Source organism: Pseudoalteromonas sp. Ld20 (genome assembly GCF_045064175.1).
GTDB classification, from domain to species: domain Bacteria; phylum Pseudomonadota; class Gammaproteobacteria; order Enterobacterales; family Alteromonadaceae; genus Pseudoalteromonas; species Pseudoalteromonas neustonica.
In genome coordinates this window covers 18,394-42,763 of sequence record NZ_JBISHB010000028.1, presented here as the reverse complement: position 1 = coordinate 42,763, position 24,370 = coordinate 18,394, and the positions used below count along the sequence as shown (strand labels likewise).

Annotated in this window: 24 protein-coding genes; 9 read left to right on the top strand and 15 right to left on the bottom strand. The window is 41.4% G+C overall.

Features of this window, described 5'->3' with window-relative positions; all coding sequences use genetic code 11:
- Positions 1–217 precede the first annotated feature (217 nt).
- The gene (lexA, locus tag ACJJVX_RS05100; protein ID WP_054206090.1) at positions 218–835 is read right to left on the bottom strand and encodes a transcriptional repressor LexA; all 618 of its coding nucleotides are present in this window, start codon (positions 833–835) and stop codon (positions 218–220) included.
- A gap of 178 nt (positions 836–1,013) precedes the next feature.
- Between lexA and ACJJVX_RS05095 the strand changes: the two genes are divergently transcribed.
- Entirely contained in the window at positions 1,014–1,475 is a 462-nt protein-coding gene (locus ACJJVX_RS05095) for a PaaI family thioesterase (protein WP_054206089.1), read from the top strand.
- Here the strand turns inward: ACJJVX_RS05095 and ACJJVX_RS05090 are convergent.
- Positions 1,453–1,833 carry a hypothetical protein gene (locus ACJJVX_RS05090; protein WP_054455401.1) on the bottom strand — a complete coding sequence of 127 codons (381 nt, stop codon included), beginning with the start codon at positions 1,831–1,833 and terminating at the stop codon, positions 1,453–1,455. The genes ACJJVX_RS05095 and ACJJVX_RS05090 overlap by 23 nt on opposite strands.
- Before the next feature lie 208 nt (positions 1,834–2,041).
- On the opposite strand from ACJJVX_RS05090, the gene ACJJVX_RS05085 reads away from it, so the two are divergent.
- Together ACJJVX_RS05085 and ACJJVX_RS05080 are read left to right on the top strand one after the other, a co-directional pair.
- A complete protein-coding gene (locus ACJJVX_RS05085; RefSeq protein WP_054455399.1) occupies positions 2,042–2,752 on the top strand; it encodes a hypothetical protein in 711 nt (236 codons plus the stop codon).
- 202 nt (positions 2,753–2,954) lie between these two features.
- Complete coding sequence (locus ACJJVX_RS05080) at positions 2,955–3,608, top strand: endonuclease (RefSeq protein WP_054206086.1); 654 nt, start codon at positions 2,955–2,957, stop codon at positions 3,606–3,608.
- Between the two features lie 182 nt (positions 3,609–3,790).
- Here the strand turns inward: ACJJVX_RS05080 and hmpA are convergent, their stop codons facing one another.
- Genes hmpA through ACJJVX_RS05065 form a run of 3 tightly spaced genes read right to left on the bottom strand, consistent with a single transcriptional unit; the run spans position 3,791 to position 6,496 of the window.
- Positions 3,791–4,972 carry an NO-inducible flavohemoprotein gene (hmpA, locus tag ACJJVX_RS05075; protein WP_054455398.1) on the bottom strand — a complete coding sequence of 394 codons (1,182 nt, stop codon included), beginning with the start codon at positions 4,970–4,972 and terminating at the stop codon, positions 3,791–3,793.
- Between the two features lie 22 nt (positions 4,973–4,994).
- Entirely contained in the window at positions 4,995–6,227 is a 1,233-nt protein-coding gene (locus ACJJVX_RS05070) for an NnrS family protein (protein WP_054455395.1), read from the bottom strand.
- On the bottom strand, positions 6,227–6,496 hold the full coding sequence (locus tag ACJJVX_RS05065; protein WP_054455393.1) for a hypothetical protein: 270 nt from the start codon (positions 6,494–6,496) through the stop codon (positions 6,227–6,229). The genes ACJJVX_RS05070 and ACJJVX_RS05065 overlap by 1 nt, the downstream gene beginning before the upstream one ends.
- A gap of 144 nt (positions 6,497–6,640) precedes the next feature.
- Between ACJJVX_RS05065 and norR the strand changes: the two genes are divergently transcribed.
- Positions 6,641–8,224 carry a nitric oxide reductase transcriptional regulator NorR gene (norR, locus tag ACJJVX_RS05060; protein ID WP_235575803.1) on the top strand — a complete coding sequence of 528 codons (1,584 nt, stop codon included), beginning with the start codon at positions 6,641–6,643 and terminating at the stop codon, positions 8,222–8,224.
- 8 nt (positions 8,225–8,232) lie between these two features.
- On the opposite strand, the gene ACJJVX_RS05055 is transcribed toward norR, so the two are convergent.
- Positions 8,233–9,117, bottom strand: a complete 885-nt coding sequence (locus ACJJVX_RS05055; RefSeq protein ID WP_054206136.1) for a LysR family transcriptional regulator — start codon at positions 9,115–9,117, stop codon at positions 8,233–8,235.
- A 127-nt stretch (positions 9,118–9,244) separates the two neighbouring features.
- Here ACJJVX_RS05055 and ACJJVX_RS05050 point away from each other — a divergent pair, with 127 nt between their 5' ends.
- Complete coding sequence (locus ACJJVX_RS05050) at positions 9,245–9,814, top strand: NADPH-dependent FMN reductase (protein WP_054206082.1); 570 nt, start codon at positions 9,245–9,247, stop codon at positions 9,812–9,814.
- Between the two features lie 331 nt (positions 9,815–10,145).
- On the opposite strand, the gene ACJJVX_RS05045 is transcribed toward ACJJVX_RS05050, so the two are convergent.
- Positions 10,146–10,589: a TerB family tellurite resistance protein gene (locus tag ACJJVX_RS05045; protein WP_054206081.1), complete on the bottom strand. Its 444-nt coding sequence runs from the start codon at positions 10,587–10,589 to the stop codon at positions 10,146–10,148.
- Positions 10,590–10,655: 66 nt separating this feature from the next.
- On the opposite strand from ACJJVX_RS05045, the gene ACJJVX_RS05040 reads away from it, so the two are divergent.
- Positions 10,656–11,027: a hypothetical protein gene (locus tag ACJJVX_RS05040; protein ID WP_054206080.1), complete on the top strand. Its 372-nt coding sequence runs from the start codon at positions 10,656–10,658 to the stop codon at positions 11,025–11,027.
- Positions 11,028–11,030: 3 nt separating this feature from the next.
- Here the strand turns inward: ACJJVX_RS05040 and ACJJVX_RS05035 are convergent, their stop codons facing one another.
- On the bottom strand, positions 11,031–11,624 hold the full coding sequence (locus tag ACJJVX_RS05035) for a hypothetical protein (RefSeq protein WP_054206079.1): 594 nt from the start codon (positions 11,622–11,624) through the stop codon (positions 11,031–11,033).
- 181 nt (positions 11,625–11,805) lie between these two features.
- On the opposite strand from ACJJVX_RS05035, the gene ACJJVX_RS05030 reads away from it, so the two are divergent.
- Positions 11,806–12,117, top strand: a complete 312-nt coding sequence (locus ACJJVX_RS05030) for a hypothetical protein (RefSeq protein WP_054206078.1) — start codon at positions 11,806–11,808, stop codon at positions 12,115–12,117.
- A 42-nt stretch (positions 12,118–12,159) separates the two neighbouring features.
- On the opposite strand, the gene ACJJVX_RS05025 is transcribed toward ACJJVX_RS05030, so the two are convergent.
- The 6 genes from ACJJVX_RS05025 to fabR form a co-directional block, all read right to left on the bottom strand.
- Positions 12,160–14,499 (bottom strand): Ig-like domain-containing protein, encoded by a 2,340-nt coding sequence (locus ACJJVX_RS05025; RefSeq protein WP_405630473.1) that lies wholly within the window; start codon positions 14,497–14,499, stop codon positions 12,160–12,162.
- A gap of 48 nt (positions 14,500–14,547) precedes the next feature.
- The gene (gene leuD, locus ACJJVX_RS05020) at positions 14,548–15,147 is read right to left on the bottom strand and encodes a 3-isopropylmalate dehydratase small subunit (RefSeq protein WP_054206076.1); all 600 of its coding nucleotides are present in this window, start codon (positions 15,145–15,147) and stop codon (positions 14,548–14,550) included.
- Positions 15,147–16,547 (bottom strand): 3-isopropylmalate dehydratase large subunit, encoded by a 1,401-nt coding sequence (gene leuC / locus ACJJVX_RS05015; RefSeq protein ID WP_405630470.1) that lies wholly within the window; start codon positions 16,545–16,547, stop codon positions 15,147–15,149. Before leuC ends, leuD begins: the two co-directional genes overlap by 1 nt.
- Before the next feature lie 60 nt (positions 16,548–16,607).
- Entirely contained in the window at positions 16,608–17,684 is a 1,077-nt protein-coding gene (gene leuB / locus ACJJVX_RS05010; protein ID WP_054206074.1) for a 3-isopropylmalate dehydrogenase, read from the bottom strand.
- Positions 17,681–19,234 (bottom strand): 2-isopropylmalate synthase, encoded by a 1,554-nt coding sequence (gene leuA, locus ACJJVX_RS05005; protein ID WP_054206073.1) that lies wholly within the window; start codon positions 19,232–19,234, stop codon positions 17,681–17,683. The genes leuB and leuA overlap by 4 nt, the downstream gene beginning before the upstream one ends.
- 396 nt (positions 19,235–19,630) lie before the next feature.
- On the bottom strand, positions 19,631–20,266 hold the full coding sequence (fabR, locus tag ACJJVX_RS05000) for an HTH-type transcriptional repressor FabR (RefSeq protein ID WP_054206072.1): 636 nt from the start codon (positions 20,264–20,266) through the stop codon (positions 19,631–19,633).
- Positions 20,267–20,392: 126 nt separating this feature from the next.
- Here fabR and ACJJVX_RS04995 point away from each other — a divergent pair, with 126 nt between their 5' ends.
- Both ACJJVX_RS04995 and sthA read left to right on the top strand, forming a co-directional pair.
- On the top strand, positions 20,393–21,526 hold the full coding sequence (locus ACJJVX_RS04995; RefSeq protein WP_405630466.1) for an acyl-CoA desaturase: 1,134 nt from the start codon (positions 20,393–20,395) through the stop codon (positions 21,524–21,526).
- Positions 21,527–21,539: 13 nt separating this feature from the next.
- Positions 21,540–22,967, top strand: a complete 1,428-nt coding sequence (sthA, locus tag ACJJVX_RS04990; protein WP_054206070.1) for a Si-specific NAD(P)(+) transhydrogenase — start codon at positions 21,540–21,542, stop codon at positions 22,965–22,967.
- A 79-nt stretch (positions 22,968–23,046) separates the two neighbouring features.
- Here the strand turns inward: sthA and hemE are convergent, their stop codons facing one another.
- Positions 23,047–24,111, bottom strand: coding sequence for a uroporphyrinogen decarboxylase (hemE, locus tag ACJJVX_RS04985; protein ID WP_054206069.1), 1,065 nt, complete (start codon positions 24,109–24,111; stop codon positions 23,047–23,049).
- Between the last annotated feature and the right edge of the window lie 259 nt (positions 24,112–24,370).

The following is a 24,370-nucleotide window of genomic DNA, read 5'->3' as shown; positions in this document are numbered from 1 at the left end:
TAATGGCAATTAAATTTTATTTTACTGCAAAAATAACAACTAAAAATCAGCGCGTTATTTTCCAAAGGAAGGCAATATTAAATAGCTAAAAGCAGTGGATAAGTAGGGGTAATAAGGCTTTGAATGGTACTTACAAGTGTGGGTTCTAATATATTAGGGGTTAAAAAATGTAAAGCATCAAACTTCAGCTATTTGATGCCACTCTATGAAAAAGTTATTACATCCAATCGGCGTTACGAATAACACCAACAGCCAAACCTTCTATATTGAAAGATTCATGCTCTAGATCAACTTCAATTGCGCAGAAGTCATCATTTTCAGCATGTAAGAAAACTTTTTTCCCAGCTTTTTCAATACGCTTAACGGTTACATCATCATCAACACGTGCCACCACTACTTGGCCATTTTCAGCCACTTGAGTACGATGTACAGCTAATAAATCACCATCCATAATGCCAATATCTTTCATGCTCATGCCTTGTACACGCAGTAAAAAGTCAGCAGCTGGCTTAAATAACAGCGGATCAACTTGGCAATGGCTTTCAACATGTTGCTCAGCCAATATTGGTTCACCCGCGGCCACCCTACCAATAAGCGGTAAACCTAGTTGCTCTGGCTCATCTTCTTCAACCAGTTGAATACCTCGGCTTGCACCAGGTTTCATTTTAATCACACCTTTTTTAGCAAGTGCTTTTAAATGCTCTTCTGCCGCATTTGCACTTTTAAAACCTAGCGTCTGCGCAATTTCTGCACGCGTTGGTGGCATGCCTGTATCTTTGATAAAAGCTTTAATAAGTTCGAGAATTTGAGCTTGGCGATTCGTTAATGGGCGCATACAACTGGGTTTCCATACAGTACATTTAACTGTGAGTATATACAGTTATATGAAAATCGCAAATTTAAATTGGCTTAAATAAAACCATAAATATTGATTGAATTTATTAGTATGAAGTTACCGATATGAATGTTAAAAAGTATAAAGTAAATTTAAACCCATTGGAGAATATGAACATATGAGTATTTGGTATCAACCTATCACCCTTGAACAATGCAAAAATCTTGATAACGGTATAAGTGGACAAGGCACATTAATGAAAACCATGGGCATTGAGATTAGTGAAATTGGTGACGATTACCTCGTTGCAACTATGCCAGCTATCCCTGAGCATCATAACCCAATGGGAATAGTGCACGGTGGTGCTAATGTTGTTTTAGCTGAAACCGTCGCCAGTTATGCCGCTAATTTTGTGGTCGATTTCACAAACTTTTACTGCGTTGGACAAGAGATCAATGCGAACCATTTAAAAGCATCACGTAATGGCACGTTAACAGCAATAGCTAAGCCACTGCATTTGGGTAAGCGAACATCTGTATGGGAAGTAAAAATAACCAACAGCCGAGGTGAATTATGCTGCGTATCGAGGATGACCGCAGCAGTTGTTGAGCGTAAAATTAGCTCTGAACAGGATAAATAGTAATTTCAACACCGGCACCTATTGCAGATATGCGTAACAAGGTATCAACCTGTAATGCTTGATTAAAGCACTTTGGCGAGGTACCTGATTCAAAGCCAAGATCAAAAGTACGCTTTGAGCACGATAACCATTGTTTTAATGCTGCACGCGAACACGACTCTATTAACTCGCATAAGTGATTAATCGCCTTATCAGGAGAGGTTACTTCTCCTTTAGATTCAATGCGTGCAAGCTGTCGGTACTCATCTTTATCATAATGTAAAACCACAGCACTCTTTTTTAAGTCTGCAACTAACAGGCTAATATCTTGTTTGGATTCAAGCTCAAGATCTACATTTAAAAATTGAATTTCCGACATTATTTCTCTTTTATCTCACATTAAAAACAATGCAAACTTTAACCTATTTTTGCTTTTATACCAAATAATCTATCCCCAAGTCACCTCAAGATACATAATTCAACGTTTTATCTAAGCTAAAATCTACATGCGACAATTTGCCACATTGGCAAACCGAGTATAGCTTATAAAATACCGCGCTGAAAAATAATAACAAACAGGTAGTAATATGAATAAACGCATTTTTAAACACGCTCGTAAATTTCACAAATGGCTCGGGTATTTACTAGCAATTCAAATTTTTGCCTGGTTGTTAGGTGGTTTAGTAATGAGCGCAATCCCTCTTGAAAAAGTGCACGGTAAGCATCTTGCAGCACGCTCAATTAATAACCCATTTAATCAAGCCGATTACCCTACCTCACTTGATAATATTGTCTTGCAAGTTCCACAGCCAACTCAAATAACTTATAGTCATTTTTTAACCACCCCAATAATTACAGTGAATAACAGCGAAGGTGAGCATAGCTTTAATGGCCTTACTGGGCGCCCGCTTTTAGCACCGAGTAAAACCCAAATTATTGCAAATGCCTACGCTCATTTATTAATAGAAGCAAAAGTTAATAATGCTGTAATACTAACAACAGGCCCTCGTGAGGTGGGTTATAAACAAAATATTTGGCAAGTAACTTTTGATGACTCCTTTAGCACAACGTTATATCTATCAGCAGATAATGGAAACGTTATTACTGTACGCAGTACTATTTGGCGTATTTTTGACTTTTTTTGGATGCTACATATTATGGATTACGACGAACGAGAAGACTTTAATAATCCATTACTGATCAGTTTTTCTGCCTGTAGCGTGTTATTTTGTATCACTGGATTTATTTTACTACTACAAAACTTCAGGTTGCCTCGACGTAAACGAACTCGCACATAAAATTCTCTTAATGGTGATGGCGATAACCACACGCCATCGCCGACTAAATTGCATATAAAAATATGCAATGTAAACTTTCTGATCTATAAAAATATACATTAGTTTAATTATTAAGTACTTAAGCTCGTCCGTTCAGCTGATTTACGCTATTGAATAATAACTCTAAAATACGCCCTCCTGTAGTTCACTTAAGTGATTGGATATGCCGTATTTTATTATTGCCTTATTGGCATCGTTGTTTAGTTTTAACCTTAATGCCGAGCAATTTACTCGCTTTTCTACAGCGAAAAGACATTTAATCAAAACATTACCTACCGACGCTAAAAGCATTTATTGTGGCTGCGACATAAAACGCCAAGGTAAAAAGCTCGTTCCCGATCCAACTCAGTGCGGTTATGTACCGCGTAATGCAATAACCCGCTCAGGAAAACCAAATGCACGCGCTGTACGCATTGAGTGGGAGCACATTGTACCTGCATGGGAATTTGGTCACCAACTACAATGCTGGCAAGATGGCGGGCGAAAAAATTGCGTTAAAACCAGTGCTCAATTTCGTAAGATGGAAGCCGATATACATAACCTCGCGCCAGCCATTGGTGAAATAAATGCAGATCGCTCTAATTATCGATTTGGAATGATAGCGGGGGATGCTAGCCAATATGGCCGTTGCCAAGTAAAGGTCGACTTTAAACAACGCGTAGTTGAACCCCCTCTTTACTCGAGAAAACGTATCGCAGATGCTTATTTTTATATGCAAAAAACGTATGGATTAAAAATTTCGAGCAAACAACAAAAGCTATTTAGCGCATGGCAACATCAAGAATTAGCCCAAAAAATCAGCAACACCAAGTTATAGGTAAACGGTTGATTGGGCTAACTCGCAATAAGTCAAATATTGACGCGTAAACTCGCTTTATTAAATCCGCAATATTAAGCTTTATAAAGGGTACTTTTATATTTTCTAGCCAAGTCACCTCAAGATGCAAGCGTCTTGAGGTGACTTGGATATATAAAGCACCCGACCTAATTTCAGGCCAGTTAAAGATCTTGATGTGGGCCAAATACCTCATAATGAATGCGTGCAGCATCCACGCCTAGAGTAAGTAACTGCTGTTTAATTGCCGCCATGAAACCACTTGGCCCACAAATATAAAAGTCGCCTTCTGCCAGTGGTAATTGCTCAGCAACACGTGCAACATCCATTAAACCTGAAAAGTCAGACTCCTCGCCACCTTGGTTTAACCAAGTATGGTGTGTTAATCGAGCATGCGCTTCGCCCTGCTCACGAATAAATTGATCAAACGAGTGCTGTTGTTTATTTTCACAGGCATGTAAATACGTCACTGGCTGATTAGATTGCTCACTTAGTAATGTTTGCAGCATTGCTAACATAGGTGTTTGCCCAACGCCCGCAGAGATTAATACCGCAGGCTTATCTTCTGAACGTAGAAAGAAATCTCCCGCTGGCGGATAAAGATCAACAAAGCTGCCTTCTTCCAATGAATGTAAATAGTTAGACACAATCCCCGGTGCTGGAAGCAATTCTTTTTTCACGCTAATACGGTAACTTTTACCATTACTTTGCTGTGAAATAGAATATTGGCGGATCTCACTGTACTGTGCATTATCGGGTTGTACTTTAATCCCTAAATATTGCCCGGGTTTATGAGTGATCACTGCTTTTGAATCTAATGGTCTTAATATAAAGCTGGTCACTAACTGCGATTCAACCTGCTTATGTGCAATGATAAAACGACGCGTCCCAGACCAACCACCATGGTTATTTTTGCTATGGGCATACAAAGCCGCTTCTTCGGTAATACAGATATCTGCAAGTAATGCGTACGCTTCACGCCAAGCATATTCAACTTCTGGGGTAAACTGCTCTGGGATCAGCTCTTTTAATGTGCCAATTAAGTGACCGCCAACTATCGGGTAATGCTCCGGTAAAATATGCATACTGGCATGCTTATGATTAATACGCGCAAGCGACTCTTTCAAAACACCTAAATTATCAATATTTTGGGCATATGCAGCCAGCGCATTAAAAAGCGCAAATTGCTGACGACCACTGCGTTGATTAGCCATATTAAAAATATCTTGCAGTTCAGGGTTATGGCTAAACATACGCTTATAAAAATGATCAGTAACCACAGTACCGGCCTCAGCTAACAAAGGGACTGTGCTTTTAACTATTTCAATGGTTTTATCAGATAACATACTACTTCCTAAAGCTAAATTACTAACCATTACGCCCATCAACACGACGCCGCGTTAAAATAGGAATGCAATGGATCAAGAACAACAAAAAGGCCACTAACCACAAAACAGCACTTAGCTGCCACGTAATATGCGGCCCAATAACAAAGGGTAATAACGAACGAACAATCGCTGCAACAAGCACCAAAGCAAACGCCACGGCCATTGTGTGTGGAATAATTAAAGGCCGGCCTGTATGGCCATGAGATACGCGTGTCATCATCGCAAGAATCATCATGCCAATCGTACCGATGGTGATCATATGTAGTGCGTCTTTAAACAAAATAACAGGGCTATAGAAACTTAGTGCAACCAATGCTAAACCAAACCCAAGAGCTAGATACGAGAAGTGCAACGACCATAGCAGTGGCACTTTGAGCATTTTATTATTCCACCACAACAATGAGCGGCTTAAATGCAATACAGCAACAACGGCCAATACCCAACCGGGATTAACACTTGATATGAATAGTTGGCTGATAAAATAAAACGCGACAGCAAATAACGAGCTGTAAAGCAGCACTTTATCCAAACGTGGAATACGTACTTGTTCAGCTAAATCTAAGCCGCGAGCGGTAAAAAAGGGCAGTACTCGCCCTGCCACCACGCCTACCAATAAGGTCATGACCAAAACGGCGGTATCGACAGTAGCCAAAGCCAACAGCATTTTTTGCTCAATGGCGAGCCATAAATAAACACTATTGAGCACGCACAATGCACCTAGTATTGGCAAAAACTGGTAGTTATTTTTACTTTTGGCTTTTAGTAGCATATTTGCCAGCGCTGCAATTGCGCCTAGCCACCAGATTAATTGGAAAAATAATACCGCATATAAATTGGCGTTCTCGAGCCCCAATCCAGTAATAAAAAATGAACCTCGAGCAAGGAGCCAAATCACCGTGAGTAGCATTAATTTGTAACCACTTAAACTCGGCACACCGGTCCACGTTTGAGCCGCTGTTAATAAAAAACCAACAGCAACCGCACCGGCAAAGCCAAACATCATCTCGTGCGCATGCCAAAGTGTCGCGGGCATACTTAAGCCCCAGCTAACATGGCCCGTTAAAATAAGTAACCAATAACCGATCGAAAAAAAAGCCAGTAGACCACCGGCTAAAAAATAAGGCCTAAATGCCAACATCCATAATGGCCATTGGTTTACTTGATAAAACTTAATGCGTGCAGGCACTGGTTCCGTCAGATTTATTGGTTGCATTAGCGTACTTCCTTTCCTAATCCATTAAGCGCCACACAGCGCAGCACATAACTAATTTTCAAAACAGTCGCAGCAAGAATTGTTGATATATGCGCCACTATTTGTAACGTCATCGGCAAGTAATGAGCAAACGGATAACTCAATAAAACCGTCACCAGCATAAACACTGTACTTACACCTAAAGCAACATTTGCCCCCGTTAGTAAGCGAGTATAAAAATCACCAACAGTGGAAGCAGGATAATAATCATTCGATATTGGTATCAACATAAAAAACCCTCACTACGTTACATATAACAAGCTATTGCACAGAGCGAGCCAATATTAAATTCCTATTAAATACATAAACTTAAAATTAAACACATTGACAACCATGTCATTATGACTCATCCTTGAAAGTGCAAATAAACACATATGAGTCAAATTGACATGCTCAATAACAATACCTTGATTAGTAGCGCGCTTAAATTAGCCACGCTCAGCACCCAAAACCCACATTTTGAGTTACTGATCCAATGCATTAATGAGGTCGTGCCTAGCGATGCAATTGCACTGCTTACACGCCAAGGTGATGTATTAAAGCCAGTGGCTATTCAAGGTCTCATGCCTGACACGCTCGGCAGGCGCTTTATTATTGATGAACACCCGCGTTTACAAGCCATTTGTAGCGCCAGTCAACCACTTCAATTTGCCCATGATTGCCCACTCCCTGACCCATACGATGGTTTGTTGTATGCTAAAACGGGCGATATTCCTGTGCATGCTTGTTTAGGTGTGCCTTTGCTTGATAGTGAAGGTAAATTACTAGGCGTGATCACACTCGACAGCCTTGATGCGCACGCATTTGATACACTAAACCTTGATTACTTAGCTCAGCTTGGCACATTGTGCGCCGCGCATTTGCATACCGCGCTGCAACTACAGCAGTATCAGCACCACGCACAACATAGCAGCGCTTTAGTACAAGCGCTTAATCACGAAGCTATCACCCGCGATGGCATCGAGATCATCGGCGAAAGCCCAGCAATACAAAGCCTAAAAAACGATATTAAGCTCGTCGCAGGCTCTGAGTTTAGCGTGCTGATCCAAGGTAACACTGGCGTAGGTAAAGAGCTTGTTGCTCGCAACATACATTTGCATTCAAAACGTAGTGAACAGCCGCTAATACACTTAAATTGTGCTTCATTACCAGAGAACCTCGCCGAAAGTGAATTTTTTGGGCATGCTAAAGGCGCATTTACTGGCGCTCATAATGCGCGCCAAGGTAAGTTTCAACTGGCCGATGGCGGTACGTTATTTTTAGATGAAATTGGTGAGCTCCCGCTTGCCATGCAAAGCAAGCTATTGCGCGTATTGCAAAGCGGCGAGATCCAAACTGTTGGCGAAGATGAGATAAAATATGTAGATGTACGCGTTATTGCAGCCACTAACCGAGACTTAAAAGACGAAGTCGCCCAAGGACGCTTTAGAGCCGACTTATATCATCGTTTAAGTGTTTACCCCCTCAATGTTGCACCACTAAAACAACGCGAAAACGATGTTATTTTACTCGCGGGCTACTTTGTTGAAAAAACTGCTCGTAAGCTCGCCATCAAACAATTAAAACTCAGCGTTGAATCTCAATTGTTACTCACTCAATATGAGTGGCCAGGCAACGTCCGCGAACTTGAGCACGTGATCAGCCGTGCAGCCTTAAAAGCAAAACAAAGTCAGTGGCAACAAGCAATAATCACTATCGAACCTATCCATTGTGAGCTTAATCTTAATGCAACTCCCGCTCCACCGACGACACTCATAGTAGAGAGTAGCGATAAAATTAATAATCACAACCTCTCGCTCAAACAAGCAACAGATACATTTACGCATCACTTAATAAGCCAACAACTTGAACAACATAACTATAATTGGGCCAGTGTGGCACGAACACTAAAAGTTGATCGCGCTAACTTAGTACGGCTCGCTAAGCGCCTTGGTATTGAAGTAAAAAAATCCATTTAATTTACACATTACTTTTTAAAATAGGCTTTTAAAAGCTGGCTGAATGCCTGCACCTTCGCTGTTCTATGTACCAAATGATGCGTCACAAGCCATAGATCTGTTGGCCAACTAAGTTCATTAGGTAGAATTTGCACTAAATCTGGATACTGCGCCGCCACATTATGCTGCAAACCACCAATACCTAATCCTTTTACAATAGCACGGGTTGCCTCTGATGTTTCTGACACTCGTAGCTTAACTTGCCCAGCTGGAATATTCTCATCAACCCATGCAAAATAAGGCACTCTTGCGTTGTAACCGACTACACCTGACACAAAGTTATGTAACGGCAGTTGTTTCACCGTTTTAGGTATCCCATATTTATCAATATAACGTTGTGATGCATAAAGCCCCGATGATAAATGCGCTAAATGCTGCGCAATATAATCACCTTCATCAGGTCTTGGACCAGCGCGCACAGCAATATGAGCTTGGCCATGATCAAGTCGCAAGCGCTTTTGATCTAAAATCACTTCAAGTTGTACCTGCGGGTGCAAACTTTGAAACTGCTCGCATACATCACTCAGTACATCTATAAAACCACTGACCGTAGTAAGCAGCAAACTGCCGCGTAATGTACTGTCGGCTGCAATTATATCGTTATGTAAACGCTCCAGTTCGCCATTAATAGATTGTGCTGTGGTAAATAATTTAGCGCCTATTTCCGTCACTTTATAACCACGGGCATGGCGATGAAACAGCCTTGCGTTTAAGTTTTTTTCTAAATTGTTTATACGTCTTAATACCGTACTATGGTGCACATTAAGTACTTCTGCTGCCGCGGTTAAAGTTCCTAATCGGGCTACTTCAAAGGCCACTTTTACATCTTGCCAATCATCAAATTGAATCGCCACTTTCAAACTCATCATTTAGTTGTGCGTATATGCACATAAGTTTTGCGTTTATTTGGCTTTTCTGCAAGTAAATATTTGTTAAAGTAGCTAACAGACAAACCCAATCACTACATTTAAGGCGACCACCATGACTGCACCAAAAATTATTGCCCTTGCAGGCAGCTTACGTAAAGACAGCTTTAACCAAAAATTAATTAATGAAGCAGCACGTTTTGCATTAGAAAGCGGTGCAGAGGTTGAAGTTATTAAACTTGCCGATTTAGATTTACCCATGTTTGATGAAGACATTGAAGCACAAGGCACACCCGTTGGCGCACAGTTATTAAAAGACAAGTTACGCGCAGCTGATGGTATTTTACTCGCTAGCCCAGAATACAATGGCTCAATTACTGCCGTACTTAAAAATGCGATTGATTGGGCGTCGCGAACAGAGCAAGGTTCGGTTCCTGCTTTTCGTAATAAAGTAACTGCTTTATATGCATCATCGCCGGGGGGGTTGGGTGGATTACGTGGCTTAAATCATGTGCGTGATATTTTATCAGGCATTGGTAGCTTGGTATTAGCTGACCAACTAGCAGTACCTGCTATACACACTGTGCTTGATGAAAGTGGACAAATCAGTGACCCCGTTACAGCCGATAAAGTGGCTAGCCTTGCACAACAACTTGTGAGCGTAGCGAGCAAACTTAATAAATAACTTCGTTTTCGAGGTTAAATAATTAGCGGTCTATCTACTTTTAAAATACTGGCCCGGCGTTGCCACCGCTGGCATACGCCAGCTGACCCCGCGCATGCTGATGCCTTTTCTCGTACTGCCAAGGTGGCATGAGGCTGACTTTGGAAAAATAGGCGAGCAGAAAACTTTAACTGTTGAGTACAGCGGTTTAATTTTAGTATTTATATTGGCCACGCACTGGTTGAATCACCGCTATTCGCAGCTGGCCTTTATGTGATTGCTCATCTACAACGTATAAACAGCCTAGCTTAATCTGAATTTTAAGATATAGATTATCACGAACTCAGGTTACTTACTGCTTTGTCGCTGCCAGTTTGGCGGCGATAAAGTCGGTATGATTTACATATAGTAAGTTTGCAACACGGCGTATAACGTATTCTTCTTGTGGATCTAATTGCCCATCAGCGTACGCTAAACGCCATAGTAACTCGATAATGTCAATTCGCTGCCCGGCACTACATTGACTATTTATTTGTTTAGAAAACTGAAAATAATCAATCGCTTCATCTAAGCTCTTACCAGCACTTTGCATGAGCTCACTAACTTCTGCATCATTCAAATTAAAATACTTTTTTAAAGTTGCACTTAAAGTTTGCAACTCATCATCTTGCTGCTCGCTATCTGCGCGCATTACCTCAATCAATAATGCCGCTACCGCAGTTTTAAGATCGTGCTCTTGTATCTGAGCGGGCTGATCGTTAAATGTCGAAAAAAGCTGCTTAATTTGCTTGAACATCACATTTTCCTATTATGGGTGTTAGACTTAAATCATAGGTGCAATACAATAATGGAGTAAAGCTTTATGAGAGGAAAAACAGTCACTGCTTTAGCAATAACAGCCACGCTTACACTTTTGCTGGGGAGCAATCCCGCAAACGCAAAAAAGAACAATACCGAAAAACTCTACGACTTTGATGAAAAAGTCCATTATCACCAGACTAAGTTAGACGACAATAACTACCAACTCACTATTCAGTCAGACGATTACCCGCATTTTAAAAACCAAAGCGTATTTTTACTGCGCCACGCAAACCGTTTATGCCGTGGTAACACCTTTATGCTAAAAGTGACTGGCGGCGTGCAAGAGTATGAACAAATGCCCACAAAGCCACACGCCTATCAGCCACCTTTAACGGTATTACTACAGTGTGAAACTGAGCCAAATAAAGATTAATCTTTAGTCTTTATAACCCCAAGGCGCAGTCGGTGGTGTGATTGGTTTGGTTAAATCAAAATCAACACGGAACTCGCGGCCTTGGCGAATTAAACGGTAAGTAAACTTTTCAGGGTAAATATACATCTGCCATGTATTACCAATCGACTGTGGAATGCCTTGATTTACAAACAGCTCTTTTGAGTATTGATCAGCTGGGAAAGACTGCACGCTCTCAAAACCCGCATCAACCGTATGACCACCATACATAGTTGATATATCATCAGTGCCATCTTTATGGCGGTGATCATGTTTTAAGCTCAAGCCACTACCTGTTTTTGTAATGATCCACGTACGTGACGCATCATCACCTACATGAAACGGAACTTGCAGCTCACGCTCGTCACAACGACGCACATGCATTACTAACTTCTTACCCGCAAACGAACTAGGGCCCGCGGCATTATCAACCGTTACCGTTCCTTCATACGCTTTGCCACAATGGGCAGCAATATTATCAAAAAAGCCATCATGACTTGGAATAGACACCAACGGCGCTGGGCGTGCAAAAGCTGCCGTAGAAGCCAGCAATAAAGTAGCCACAGTTAATAATTTCATAGCAAATTCCTAAAAGTATAAAAGAGCAGCTTAGCGTTTTTGTAAAAGCAAAGGAAGTAATCACGGTGAGTGGCCATTAAGATATAAGTTAGCCTATCAGCGATAGTTAAAAGAAGGCTTCAGCACTTGCGCTTGGATGTAAAAACTTATGTTTTATAAGAAATAAATTGAGAGTGATGAGATGGAAAACTACCCTTTGTTGGCGTTCATTTTAATTTGTGCGCTATTCATTATACAAAACCGAAAATATAACGCATTACTGACTTACTTAGAGCAGACATACCCAACTCAATGGGAACAATTAGCGAAAAATACACTAGGCGATACTTCGCGCTCCGCTATTGCTGCTAACTTAAATGAATCACTAAAAAGTGGTATGTTCTCAACCCTAGATGACCCAAAAATTAGCCAATTTAAAAAGCTTAAAACTATTAGTATGACTATTTGCTTTGCACTTGCAGTACTAGGTTTGACGATTGCTTATATGTATTAACCACAAAAAAACGCGGCCTGAGCCGCGTTTCATTATTTATAATTATGGATTCAAAGGCACTGCTGAATTAAATCGGATATAGCCCTTTAATTCTGGAGATTCACTGCTCTCACAACTCTGCTTAATATTTACAGCCAATTTTTGGATTTCATTTTTAGCATTTTCTTCTAACTCAAAAATCTCAAATTGCCCATAAAGCCTACCACACCCTCGATGCTCCCCAGAGAGATCTAAACCTGCCGACGATTCACCTTGAAAAGGGTAACGGGTAGCATTTAAATACTCTCCAACAGACAAGCTTGCATCACCAGGGGCTTTTAGATTTAAACTCCAACTGCTTTCATCACTTTCAAAAGTAAATTCTAAATGAGATTGATTATTTGAATCACGCGACACAGAGAAATTACCTTTTTCCTGCGTCTTTATGATCTTCTTCCCTAAGCTAACATAATCATCTTTTATGCCATCTATAAAAAGATACGTTCCTGAGTAAGGCAAATACTGTAAAGTTATTCTTTCCTTTGCAAGATCGCCTAAGTCATTAGTAAGTATCACTTCAACGGTGATATCTGATTTAATTCCTTCTGGTAAACTAAAACTTGTAGAAACTGCATTTTCGTCATCAAATTCAATGCCTACACCATTTAAATCAACCCATTGATAAAATAGAGCCTGCCCTTTATTTAAAATACTGTCCTCAATACTCAACGTAGGATATTGATTGTCTTGATAGAAATAATTGGAGCTTGTTAAATTAGGAATAATACTATCTGTTGTTTTTATATCTAAAAATATCCAATCATGCTCTTGCCCTGTGACACTTGTAATACCCGAAACCTGTAAATCATAGTCTGTATCAGCCTTTAATGGCTGTTCTGGGTAAATATTTATTAACGCGCCAGCAACCTCAACTCTACCAGGAATATTGATATAGTCGTACCCTGATTGAGTTTGGAAATGTACAGAAGCAGAAGTGTCAGCTGCTACAGCTCTTGAAAAAATTAGAGGTACGGGGCCATCCAACTGAACTGAATTATTATTAACACTTCCAGGATCAAGTACTCGATCAAAATTATCTGCACGAAATGCTCTGATATTGTTATACATATTAAACGTAGACATAGCTTCGGGAAGGAAGGTGGACCAATGAAGCTGGAGCTGTTCTTCACCATAGCTAATGTTTAACTTATCAGAATCTGAAACAAAATTACTGGCTAGTAGTATCGACTCTTTTTCTGAGCTAACTTTAATAGAGCCCTTATGTGGATATTCCATAAAATACCCATACCAAGCATCTTCTTGAGAAAAGCTGAATTCACCATTCAAATTTGTATCATCAACAGTACCATTTGTTTTTATGCTGTATGTTGCTGTATCAAAGTCAATTACCTTCTCAATCGTTAATTCTTTAATGTTGACATAATAAAAAGTTTCATCATAACTAAATGGCTTTAAAGCTTTTCCTTTAAGTTTTTCATTTACAGCTATAGCAATGGTTCGAGTGCTCGGCGAATATGCAAAGCGAGTTGAGTAACTTCCCTTAAACGTCATTAGCTCATTATATGAGTAAGTACTTTCCAAGGTTTTAATATCATCATTATTGACACTAAACTCAATGATGCCATTTTGTAAATCAGCGTCTAAAATCGTGACTACTCTGAGGCCACTTAATGCATTCCGATAATTATCCGAGCAATCCTGAAAAGATTGCTGCAATATATCCCCTCCTGTAATAGTGCTGGAATCATCATTATCCAGATATGAAAGTGTATATAAGCCCCCGTTTTCACACACTTTGTCGAGCTCTATATCTTCTCCATCAAGCTTCGCTAATAGCTGATTACTAAAAGTTTGCGCTTCTTCTAGTAACAAATTTTGTATTAACAAAACTGTTTTTGCTGCATCTTTTGGTTTCTTTTCAACATTAATACGGTGTTTTACCTCAATTGTATGTTCAATCTCAACTTCTTGCCCATTATGAGCAACGTACAATTTATACACCGCAGAGGTATCCTCTGTTACATCGAATGGCTCTATGTTCAATGTAGCCTCTTCACTGATGAGGCTTCTTCCAGAGTCATACCAATGCACCACAACATCAGTACCACTTTTATTTATATTGGCTTGTAAGGTAAACCCGTCATCCTCCGATACACTATCTGGACCATCTATTGAAACCGTTAATGGCTGCTCAACGGGAGTTTCTGCGCCACCTCCACTACCACCACACCCAGCAATCATTAAAGCAGCGACTAAAAGCGCCCAAAAATTTCTTTGCAACTTACAATTCACGTAATTCACCTGATTTTTATCATTAGTATATTGTGGATTGTACCCATAAAATAAAAAAATGTAATGCTGTAAATTAATTCCTTGACTCACAAAAAACGCGACTTTCGCCGCGTTCATTGTTTAATAACTTTTAAACCACTACTGCCAAGGGCGCTCGGCGTTAAGCTTAGCTTCAAAGGCGTCGATTTGTGGGTTTAGGGTTTCGGTCACGCCGATAAAATCTAAGCCACTTAATAAGCGTTCTTTTACGTCTTTGCGAATATCAAAGCTAATTGGTGCAAACTTGTTACTGGTAAGCGTTTGATTTTCAAGATCGATGTCGATATGAATATCGTCGTGCTTTTCACTCAGTACAAATAAGTCTTCCAATGTTTGCGCTGGTAATGCAATCGCAAGCATTTGGTTATTACCACAGTTATTAAAGAAAATATCAGCAAAGCTTTCTGCCAAAATCACTTCAAAACCGTATTGTTTAAGTGCCCAAGGTGCATGCTCACGTGATGAGCCACAACCAAAGTTATCGCGCGTTAACAAAATTTGCGCGCCTTGGTAGCAGGGGCGGTTTAAAATAAACTCCGGGTTTGGCTCGCCGTTATCTAAATAGCGCCAATCGTAAAACAGTGCAGCATCAAAGCCATCACGACTGGTTGACGTTAAAAACTGCTTTGGAATGATTTGGTCGGTATCCACATTGTTTTTATCAAGCGGGGCCATTAAGCCACTAAAATAAATGCTCATTATGCTTCTCCACTAATATCAACAAAGCGACCATGTATTGCAGCGGCTGCGGCCATTGCAGGACTCACTAAGTGCGTACGCCCACCACGGCCTTGACGGCCTTCGAAGTTACGGTTAGACGTAGATGCACAGCGTTTGCCTGCACCTAAACGGTCATCGTTCATCGCTAAACACATTGAACAACCTGGCTCGCGCCACTCAAAACCCGCGGCTTTAAAAATATCAGCTAGGCCTTCATCTTCAGCTTGCTTTTTAACAAGGCCAGAGCCCGGTACAATTAACGCTTCAACACCGGCTGCAACTTGCTTACCTTCAACAATGTGTGCTGCGGCGCGTAAATCTTCAATGCGGCTATTGGTACATGAACCAATAAATACAGTGTCTACCGAGGCTGATGACAATTTATCACCTGCTTTTAAATCCATGTATTTAAGGGCACTGCGGATAGCATCGGCTTTAATTAAATCTGGTTCTTTATCTGGATCAGGAATGCACTCATCAACACCAATTACTTGCTCTGGGCTGGTGCCCCAGGTAATTTGCGGCTGAATAGTACTTGCCTCTAGCTCAACGTCTAAATCAAACTGTGCGCCTTCATCTGTTTTTAAGGTTTCCCAGTACGCAACGGCTGCATCAAACTCAGCTTCTTTTGGTGCAAATGGGCGACCTTTTAAGTAATCATATGTAATTTGGTCTGACGCGATTAAACCCGCTTTAGCACCCATTTCAATGCTCATATTACACAACGTCATACGCGCTTCCATTGACAGTGCTTCAATGCCTTCGCCACAAAACTCTGCTACATAACCCGTACCACCGGCTGTGCCTAATTTACCAATAACCGCCATGATCAAGTCTTTTGCCGTCACAGTTGGGCGCAACACGCCGTTAATTTGGATTTTCAGCGATTTGGCTTTTTTCTGTTGCAAGGTTTGCGTTGCTAAGACGTGCTCAACCTCAGAAGTACCAATGCCGTGAGCAAGAGCACCAAATGCACCGTGCGTTGAAGTATGGCTATCGCCACAGACTATGGTTGTGCCTGGTAAAGTGATCCCTTGCTCAGGCCCCATGACATGTACTATGCCTTGGTTAATTGAGTTTAAATCATAAAGCGTAATGCCAAATTCTTTACAGTTGGCATCGAGCGCCATTAATTGATTTTTTGATACTTCGCTTGCGGCATCTAATGAGCGACTTTTGGTCGATACATTATGATCCATCGTCGCGATGGTTTTTTCAGGGCAACGTACTTTACGGTTTTTTTCACGTAGGCCTGCAAATGCTTGCGGCGACGTGACTTCGTGCACTAAATGGCGGTCAATATAAAGTAAGTCGGTTTGCTCATTAATACTAGCAACAACATGTGCTTGCCAGATTTTATCGTATAACGTTTGGGCCACTTGCTCATTCCCTAATTCGGTTTAGCTCGCGACGTGACGGTTGCCACGAGCATAATTAATTTAAATTCGAGCCACAATCGCAGCGGCAACGTCTTGCGTTGTATAACCTGCGTTCGGGTAGATATCGGGTGTGCCTACACCGGCTTCTACAGCTTCGGCAACTGCTTTTTCAATACTGCGCGCAGCTTCATCTTGGCCTAGCGAGTAACGTAGCATTAAAGCGGCACTTAAAATTTGCGCTATTGGATTAGCAATCCCTTTACCTGCAATATCTGGTGCTGAGCCACCAGCCGGTTCATACATACCAAAACCAGACTGATTTAAACTTGCTGACGGTAATAAGCCCATAGAGCCTGTGATCATTGCGCATTCGTCTGACAAAATATCACCAAATAAATTGTCGCATAGCAATACGTCAAACTGACTTGGCTGCTTAACTAACTGCATAGCAGCATTATCAACGTAAATGTAATCAAGGTTTACTTCTGGATAGTCTTTACTGACTTCGGTGACAACTTCACGCCATAACACGCTTGATGCAAGTACGTTGGCTTTATCTACCGACGTGACATGATTGTTACGCAATTTTGCTGCTTCAAACGCAAAACGCGCAATTCGTTCAATTTCTTTGCGTGAATAGGTTTGCGTATCAAATGCGGCTTCATTTTCGCCTTCGCCACTGCGGCCTTTTTCGCCAAAATAAATACCCCCTGTAAGCTCACGCACACATAAAATATCAAAACCTTGCTCGCTAATATCGGCTCGTAGTGGTGACGCTGCACTCAACGCAGGTAATAACTGCGCGGGGCGTAAATTACAAAACAAGCCAAAATGTTTACGCAGTGGTAAAAGCGATGCGCGCTCTGGCTGCTCATCCGCCGGTAAATGCTCCCATTTAGGGCCACCGACTGAACCAAATAAAATAGCGTCTGCATTTTCGCAGGCAGCGAGCGTTGTCTCTGGTAATGCTTTACCAAATTCATCAATAGCAGCACCGCCAATAGCATGAGGATGACGAGTTAAGGTAAAGCCAAACTTACTGCTTACGGCATCAAGCACTTGCTCTGCTGCTGCCATCACTTCTGGGCCGATACCGTCGCCAGCTAATACTGCGATGCTATAATTCGTTTGACTCATCCTGCTTTCCTTTGTTGTTTTAAATCAGACACTTTTTGTGCACGATAAATTAAGTTATAAACGCGGATCATAGCGCGTACAGACGCTTCAACTACATCCGCTGCTATACCGGCGCCGTGGTAAGGACGACCATCGTATTTTGCGATAATATTTACTTGCCCTAGTGAGCTTGCACCTTCGCCGGTTGCTTCTAAATTGTATTCAATCATTTCCACTGCCATGCCCGTTAAGCGCTCAATCGCTAAAAATGAGGCCTCAACAGGGCCATTACCCGTAGCTGCTTCTTGCTTAGATTCGCCTGCGATTGTCATGCCAATAGTTGAGCTCGCCACTGATTGTGAGTTAGAGGTAGAGTTAACAAATTCCAATTGGTACTTTTCGTCTTTATCGCTGATTTGATTAAAGTAAATCATCGCTTCAAGATCATAGTCGTACACGGTGCCTTTTTGATCGGCAAGTGCCACAAAGCTGTCATATAGACTGTTCATGTCGTAATCGGTTTTTTGATAACCCAACTCTTCTAAGCGATGCTCTATAACGTGGCGACCTGAGCGTGAAGTCATATTTAATTGGTTGTTTGGTACACCTACGCTTTCTGGCGACATAATCTCATAGGTATTTTGCGCTTTTAATACACCGTCTTGGTGGATGCCAGAGCTATGCGCAAAAGCATTTTCGCCCACAATCGCTTTATTAGGCTGTACTGGCATATTACAAATTTTTGCCACCTGACGTGATGCGCGGTAAATTTCTTCACTGCGAATATCTGTATGCACTTTTAGGTGATCTTTACGCATCTGCATAATCATCGCCACTTCTTCAAGCGAGCAGTTACCCGCACGTTCACCAATGCCATTAATCGTACATTCGATTTGGCGCGCACCGGCTTGCACTGCGGCAATTGAGTTAGCAACCGCTAAACCTAGGTCATTATGACAGTGCACACTTAAACGGGCTTTATCAATATTAGGCACGTTATTTAACAAGTGGCGGATCATGGCAGCATATTCATCTGGCGTTACATACCCTACGGTATCAGGCAAGTTGATGGTTGATGCACCAGCATTAATTGCTTGCTCTACAATGCGGCATAAATCCCAATGCGGTGTACGGCCTGCGTCTTCACAGGAAAATTCCACATCATCCGTATAATTACGGGCAAGCTTGATTGATTTAACCGCCATAGCCGTCGCATCATCTAAACTCATGCGTAATTTGTGCTCTAAATGCAAAGGGCTGGTAGCAATAAAAGTATGAATGCGACTTTGTTGTGCTGTGCGAAGTGCTTCGCCACAGGCTTCAATGTCTTTGGCAACAGAGCGGGCTAAACCACAAATAATCGGGCCTTTTACTTCTGTTGCAATGCGTTGCACTGAACGAAAGTCCGCAGGGCTTGAAACCGGAAAACCCACTTCCATTACATCTACATTTAAGCGGCTAATGGTGTGCGCCAGTTGAATTTTGTCTTCTTCAGTAAGACTTGCCTTAAGCGCCTGCTCACCATCGCGTAAGGTGGTGTCGAAAATCCATACTTTATCTTGATCTTGCATAATCTGCCCTCAGTGTTCAACGACCCACGTTGCGAGATAAAAAAACCCCGCTTGATGCGGGGTTTTTTTATGTATTATTCAATGAAAATACACTAATCCCCGCTCACATACGTTAGCAGTAAGAGGTTTAGTTTTAGTGTAATTAAGTGTGTATTTTGCATCTACTTTTACTAAATGTGTGTTTAATTAGCTGTATTTTTAACACTCCACAGAGGTGCATGCAAGCATAATTTTTTCTTTAAAAGGAATTAAAAACGACATTAAAAGGTTTATTTATGCTAAAAAATGACATTAAAACATAAATAAATAAAAATTAGTCGATAATAGTGTTTAAATTACTTACCGACCCTCAAGGTTGGTGCTTATATTAGCTCTTCGGGTTTTTTCTCACAAAAACTAGATTGTTGGTTCAATCGCTTTATGAGTTTCGCGCACATAGTTACTCGCGCCTCGGGTAATATAGCGTAACTGCCAGATGACTCGCTCTACAAGCTCTTCGCGCTGCTGTGCGTCTATGTCTAGTGCTTCAGCGCCGGCATTAAATACCAGTGTTACCATGGCCTCTGCTTGAATATAAGCTTGAGTTGCATCGCAGGGGGTTTCGCTTTCAAGATAATGCGCAAGCTCTAGAATAAAATGCTTAATTTCACGAGCAACTGCGGCCCTAAATGCTTTGGATGTTCCTGAGCGTTCTCGCAATAGTAGTCTAAACTGGTTACTGGAGTTGTCGATAAACTCCATAAAGGTAATGACTGAGGTGCTGATAATACTATTATTGCCGCTGGCAATACGTCGGCGTGCTTGACGCATAAGTTGGCGCAATGTTAAACCGGCTTCGTCAACCATGGTTAAGCCAAGCTCATTCATATCTTTAAAATGGCGATAAAATGAGGTGGGGGCTATACCAGCTTCGCGGGCAACTTCGCGTAAACTTAAATTCGAAAAGCTATGTTCGGCACTTAATTGGTTAAATGCCGCCTGAATTAAAGCTTGTCGTGTTTTTTGCTTCTGTTGCGCACGAACACCCGACATAAACTACTCCTGATTTATTTTAAATCAAATTATGGTGATTTTTATCTCAATTCCCCAGTCTAATACTTGACGGCGAGAGAATGAAATATTATTTTAGCTTACAAGTGTACGCTCAGATTTATAAAGATGAATAAACCACCGATTATTTGGACTAACGTCCTGTTCTTTAGCCTTACTTTTTTGGCTGCCGCAACGCTTGTTCCTTGGTATGGTATAAGCTATGGATTTACCAGTGCGCACTGGATCGCATTTGTGGCATGTATGTTTTACGCCGGGATGTCGATCACCGCGGGCTATCACCGCCTTTGGGCACATAAAACCTACGATGCTCACCCTGCTGTTGAGATGATTTTTGCTATCGGTGGTGCATTTGCATTACAAAATAGTGCCCTGCACTGGAGTAGCGACCATCGTGTACATCATGGTCAAGTTGATGACCCAGTTAAAGATCCTTACGCTGCAACCAACGGTTTTTGGTATAGCCACATTGGTTGGATGCTGCGCGATTACCAAGGCGATAGTTATGGTGATTACAGTAACTGTCGAGACTTGCAGCGCAACAAAATTGTAATGTGGCAACACCGCCATTATTTAAAACTCGTATTAGCGACTAATATTGGTATTCCGCTAGCGCTGGGTTTATTAGTTGGCGATGTAATGGGTATGCTGTTATTGGCTGGCTTGCTGCGCTTGGTATTAAGCCAACATTTTACTTTTTTTATCAACTCAGTCGCGCACATTTGGGGCTCTCGCCCTTATACTGAAAAAAACACCGCACGCGATAATGGCTTTTTAGCATTATTTACGTATGGTGAAGGCTACCATAACTTCCATCATATTTTTGCGAGCGATTACCGCAACGGTATTAGATGGTTTCATTATGATCCAACAAAATGGATGATCCGCTCATTTGCAGCTATTGGCTTGGCTAAAAAGCTAAAACGAACACCAATTGAGCGTATTGAAAAAGCAAAAGCCGAAACATTGATGAATAAAACTCAAAATCGCTTGGCAAAATTGCCTTTAGCGCAAGATAAGCTTACATTATTGCAGCAAGAATATGATTTATTGCTGAAAAAGCTACAACACTTTTGTGCCCTGAAAAAACAGGTATTAGAAGTTAAAAAGAATAACATGCTGCAACAATGCGAAAAATCAGCTTTAATTACACAATACCATGAGCTTGAAGCCGCTTGGGAAACCCAAAAGCAGGCTTGGCTAGCACTGAATGCGAGGTTATTAAAAGCCTCTTTTAGTTAATGTAGGAGTGGCTGTGGCCAAACAACAAGTAAAGCAAGAACAACCATCATTTCAATATGATGCGATCATTATAGGCACAGGTCCTGGCGGTGAAGGTACCGCCATGAACCTGTCTAAAAGTAACAAAAAAGTGGCCGTTATTGAACGCCAAGAAGCCGTTGGTGGCGGTTGTGTGCATTGGGGGACCATTCCATCAAAAGCCCTGCGCCACTCTGTGAGCCGCTATATTGAGTACAAAGCAAACCCGTTATTTAATGTAGGAGAGCGCCCTACTCGTTTAACATTCCCCGATATTTTGCGCCATGCCAGTTCGGTTATTTCTAAGCAGTCTAATTTACGCAGTAGCTTTTACGATCGTAACCGTATTCATATGTTTCAGGGTGATGCGAGCTTTGTTGACAAGCACACCATTGAAATTAAACGCCTTGATGGTTCCACTGAGCGACTAACAGCCAAAACAATTGTTATTGCGACCGGTTCACGCCCTTATCGCCCACCAGAAGTCGACTTTACCCATTCTCGTATTTACGAAAGTGATACGATTTTAGGGCTTGAGCATGACCCTCATCGTGTTCTTATTTATGGCGCCGGTGTGATTGGCTGTGAGTATGCCTCTATCTTTAAAGGCCTCGGCGCAAAGGTTGATTTAGTAAATACCCGTGATCGCTTGCTTGCTTTTATGGATGCTGAAATTTCAGATGCACTAAGTTACCACTTTTGGAACAGCGGTATTGTTATTCGCCATAACGAAGAATTTGATCGTATTGAAACCCGTGATGATTGCGTGATCATGCATTTAAAATCAGGTAAGCGTGTTAAAGCTGACTGTATTTTATTTGCCAATGGTCGTACTGGTAACACTGATACATTAAACCTCGAAGCGGTTGGCTTAAAAGCTGATAGCCGCGGTCAATTAAAAGTAAACGAGACCTATCAAACTGACATTGACAATATTTATGCAGTTGGCGATGTTATTGGTTACCCAAGCCTTGCCAGTGCTGCGTTTGATCAAGGCCGCATTGCTGCTGATGCAATTGCCTGTGGTAACTGTGATGAAAAACTGATTATTGATATTCCAGCGGGTATTTATACCATTCCTGAAATGAGCTCTGTAGGTAAAACAGAGCAAGAGCTAACCGCAGCTAAAATTCCGTATGAAGTAGGCCGTGCGCAATTCAAACATTTGGCACGGGCGCAAATTGCGGGTACTGAAGTGGGTAGTTTAAAGATTTTATTCCATACCGAAACGAAAGAAGTACTCGGTGTGCATTGCTTTGGTGAGCGTGCCTCTGAGATTGTTCACATTGGCCAAGCAATTATGGAACAAAAAAATGGTGGCAACACCATAGACTACTTCGTAAATACCACGTTTAATTACCCAACGATGGCTGAAGCCTACCGTGTTGCGGCATTAAATGGCTTAAATCGCTTGTTTAAGTAAACAGCTAAGCAACAAAAAGCCCGCTTATTACTAAGCGGGCTTTTTTGATTATCAATAACAGCTGCTGTTACGTTTGCTATTACTTATGATATTGCGCACTTAGCTCATGTACTGCATTAATAAATACACCTGCGTTCTCAGGATCTACATCCGGTGTAATACCGTGGCCTAAGTTAAATACGTGGCCATTACCTGTACCAAAATCTTCTAATATGGTGCCCACTTCTTGGCGGATACGCTCTGGTGTACCATGCAGCATAGATGGGTCCATGTTGCCCTGTAGTGCCACTTTATCGCCAACACGACGCTTTGCATCACTGATATTAATCGTCCAATCAAGGCCGATAGCGTCACAGCCTGTTGCAGCGATTGCTTCAATCCATTGACCACCGTTTTTAGTAAACAGCGTTACAGGCACTTTACGGCCATCGTATTCACGAATTAAACCATCAACAATTTTGTGCATATATTGCAATGAGAACTCGTTGTAATCACGCGGGCTTAATACACCACCCCATGAATCAAATACCATTAATGATTGTGCACCCGCTTTAACTTGCGCGTTTAGGTAATCAATTACAGAATCAGCAAGCTTATCAAGCAATAAGTGCAATGTTTGTGGCTCAGCAAACGCCATTTTTTTAATTTTACCAAATACTTTACTGCTACCGCCTTCAACCATGTAAGTTGCAAGTGTCCATGGCGAGCCAGAGAAACCAATAAGTGGAACTTCACCCTTTAATTCACGACGAATAGTGCTAACGGCATTCATTACGTAGCCTAGCTCGTCGGTCGGGTCTAGCTTTGGAATTTTTTTAACGTCTGCTAATGATGAAATTGGGCGCTCAAATTTAGGACCTTCGCCAGTTTCAAAGTACAAACCTAGACCCATAGCATCAGGGATCGTTAAGATATCGCTGAATAATATAGCCGCATCTAACGGATAACGACGCAGTGGCTGTAACGTTACTTCGCAAGCAAGTTCTGCATTTCTACACAGGCTCATAAAATCGCCCGCTTGTGCACGTGTAGCGCGGTATTCTGGTAAATAACGCCCTGCTTGGCGCATCATCCATACCGGAGTTACATCAACTGGTTGCTTTTGTAGTGCACGTAAATAACGGTCGTTTTTTAATTCGCTCATAGCGTTAAGGATCCTAAAGCTTGTAGATATTGCGCAGATTGTATCACCATATTGAGCGGCTCTCTATCGCAATGATAGTAAAACACACTCAGATAGATACAGATCAACACTTTTATTCGGCGCGCAAAAAACACGCAACAAACAATAACATTTAATTATTTTTATTAATAAGTTTGCAACATCAATAAAAGCTTGGTATAACTTGTTCCGCGTTAACAATAACAACAATAAAAATTACATAAAAACAATAATAAAAATC

Coding starts and splice junctions, on each gene's coding strand:
- leuB (WP_054206074.1), bottom strand. CDS start 17,684: ATGAGTCAAACGAATTATAGCATCGCAGTATTAGCTGGCGACGGTATC.
- hemE (WP_054206069.1), bottom strand. CDS start 24,111: ATGAGCGAATTAAAAAACGACCGTTATTTACGTGCACTACAAAAGCAA.
- leuA (WP_054206073.1), bottom strand. CDS start 19,234: ATGCAAGATCAAGATAAAGTATGGATTTTCGACACCACCTTACGCGAT.
- ACJJVX_RS05030 (WP_054206078.1), top strand. CDS start 11,806: ATGGAAAACTACCCTTTGTTGGCGTTCATTTTAATTTGTGCGCTATTC.
- ACJJVX_RS05085 (WP_054455399.1), top strand. CDS start 2,042: ATGAATAAACGCATTTTTAAACACGCTCGTAAATTTCACAAATGGCTC.
- ACJJVX_RS05070 (WP_054455395.1), bottom strand. CDS start 6,227: ATGCAACCAATAAATCTGACGGAACCAGTGCCTGCACGCATTAAGTTT.
- fabR (WP_054206072.1), bottom strand. CDS start 20,266: ATGTCGGGTGTTCGTGCGCAACAGAAGCAAAAAACACGACAAGCTTTA.
- ACJJVX_RS05090 (WP_054455401.1), bottom strand. CDS start 1,833: ATGTCGGAAATTCAATTTTTAAATGTAGATCTTGAGCTTGAATCCAAA.
- norR (WP_235575803.1), top strand. CDS start 6,641: ATGAGTCAAATTGACATGCTCAATAACAATACCTTGATTAGTAGCGCG.
- ACJJVX_RS05040 (WP_054206080.1), top strand. CDS start 10,656: ATGAGAGGAAAAACAGTCACTGCTTTAGCAATAACAGCCACGCTTACA.
- ACJJVX_RS05035 (WP_054206079.1), bottom strand. CDS start 11,624: ATGAAATTATTAACTGTGGCTACTTTATTGCTGGCTTCTACGGCAGCT.
- hmpA (WP_054455398.1), bottom strand. CDS start 4,972: ATGTTATCTGATAAAACCATTGAAATAGTTAAAAGCACAGTCCCTTTG.
- leuD (WP_054206076.1), bottom strand. CDS start 15,147: ATGAGCATTTATTTTAGTGGCTTAATGGCCCCGCTTGATAAAAACAAT.
- ACJJVX_RS05065 (WP_054455393.1), bottom strand. CDS start 6,496: ATGTTGATACCAATATCGAATGATTATTATCCTGCTTCCACTGTTGGT.
- ACJJVX_RS04995 (WP_405630466.1), top strand. CDS start 20,393: ATGAATAAACCACCGATTATTTGGACTAACGTCCTGTTCTTTAGCCTT.
- lexA (WP_054206090.1), bottom strand. CDS start 835: ATGCGCCCATTAACGAATCGCCAAGCTCAAATTCTCGAACTTATTAAA.
- ACJJVX_RS05095 (WP_054206089.1), top strand. CDS start 1,014: ATGAGTATTTGGTATCAACCTATCACCCTTGAACAATGCAAAAATCTT.
- ACJJVX_RS05045 (WP_054206081.1), bottom strand. CDS start 10,589: ATGTTCAAGCAAATTAAGCAGCTTTTTTCGACATTTAACGATCAGCCC.
- ACJJVX_RS05080 (WP_054206086.1), top strand. CDS start 2,955: ATGCCGTATTTTATTATTGCCTTATTGGCATCGTTGTTTAGTTTTAAC.
- ACJJVX_RS05050 (WP_054206082.1), top strand. CDS start 9,245: ATGACTGCACCAAAAATTATTGCCCTTGCAGGCAGCTTACGTAAAGAC.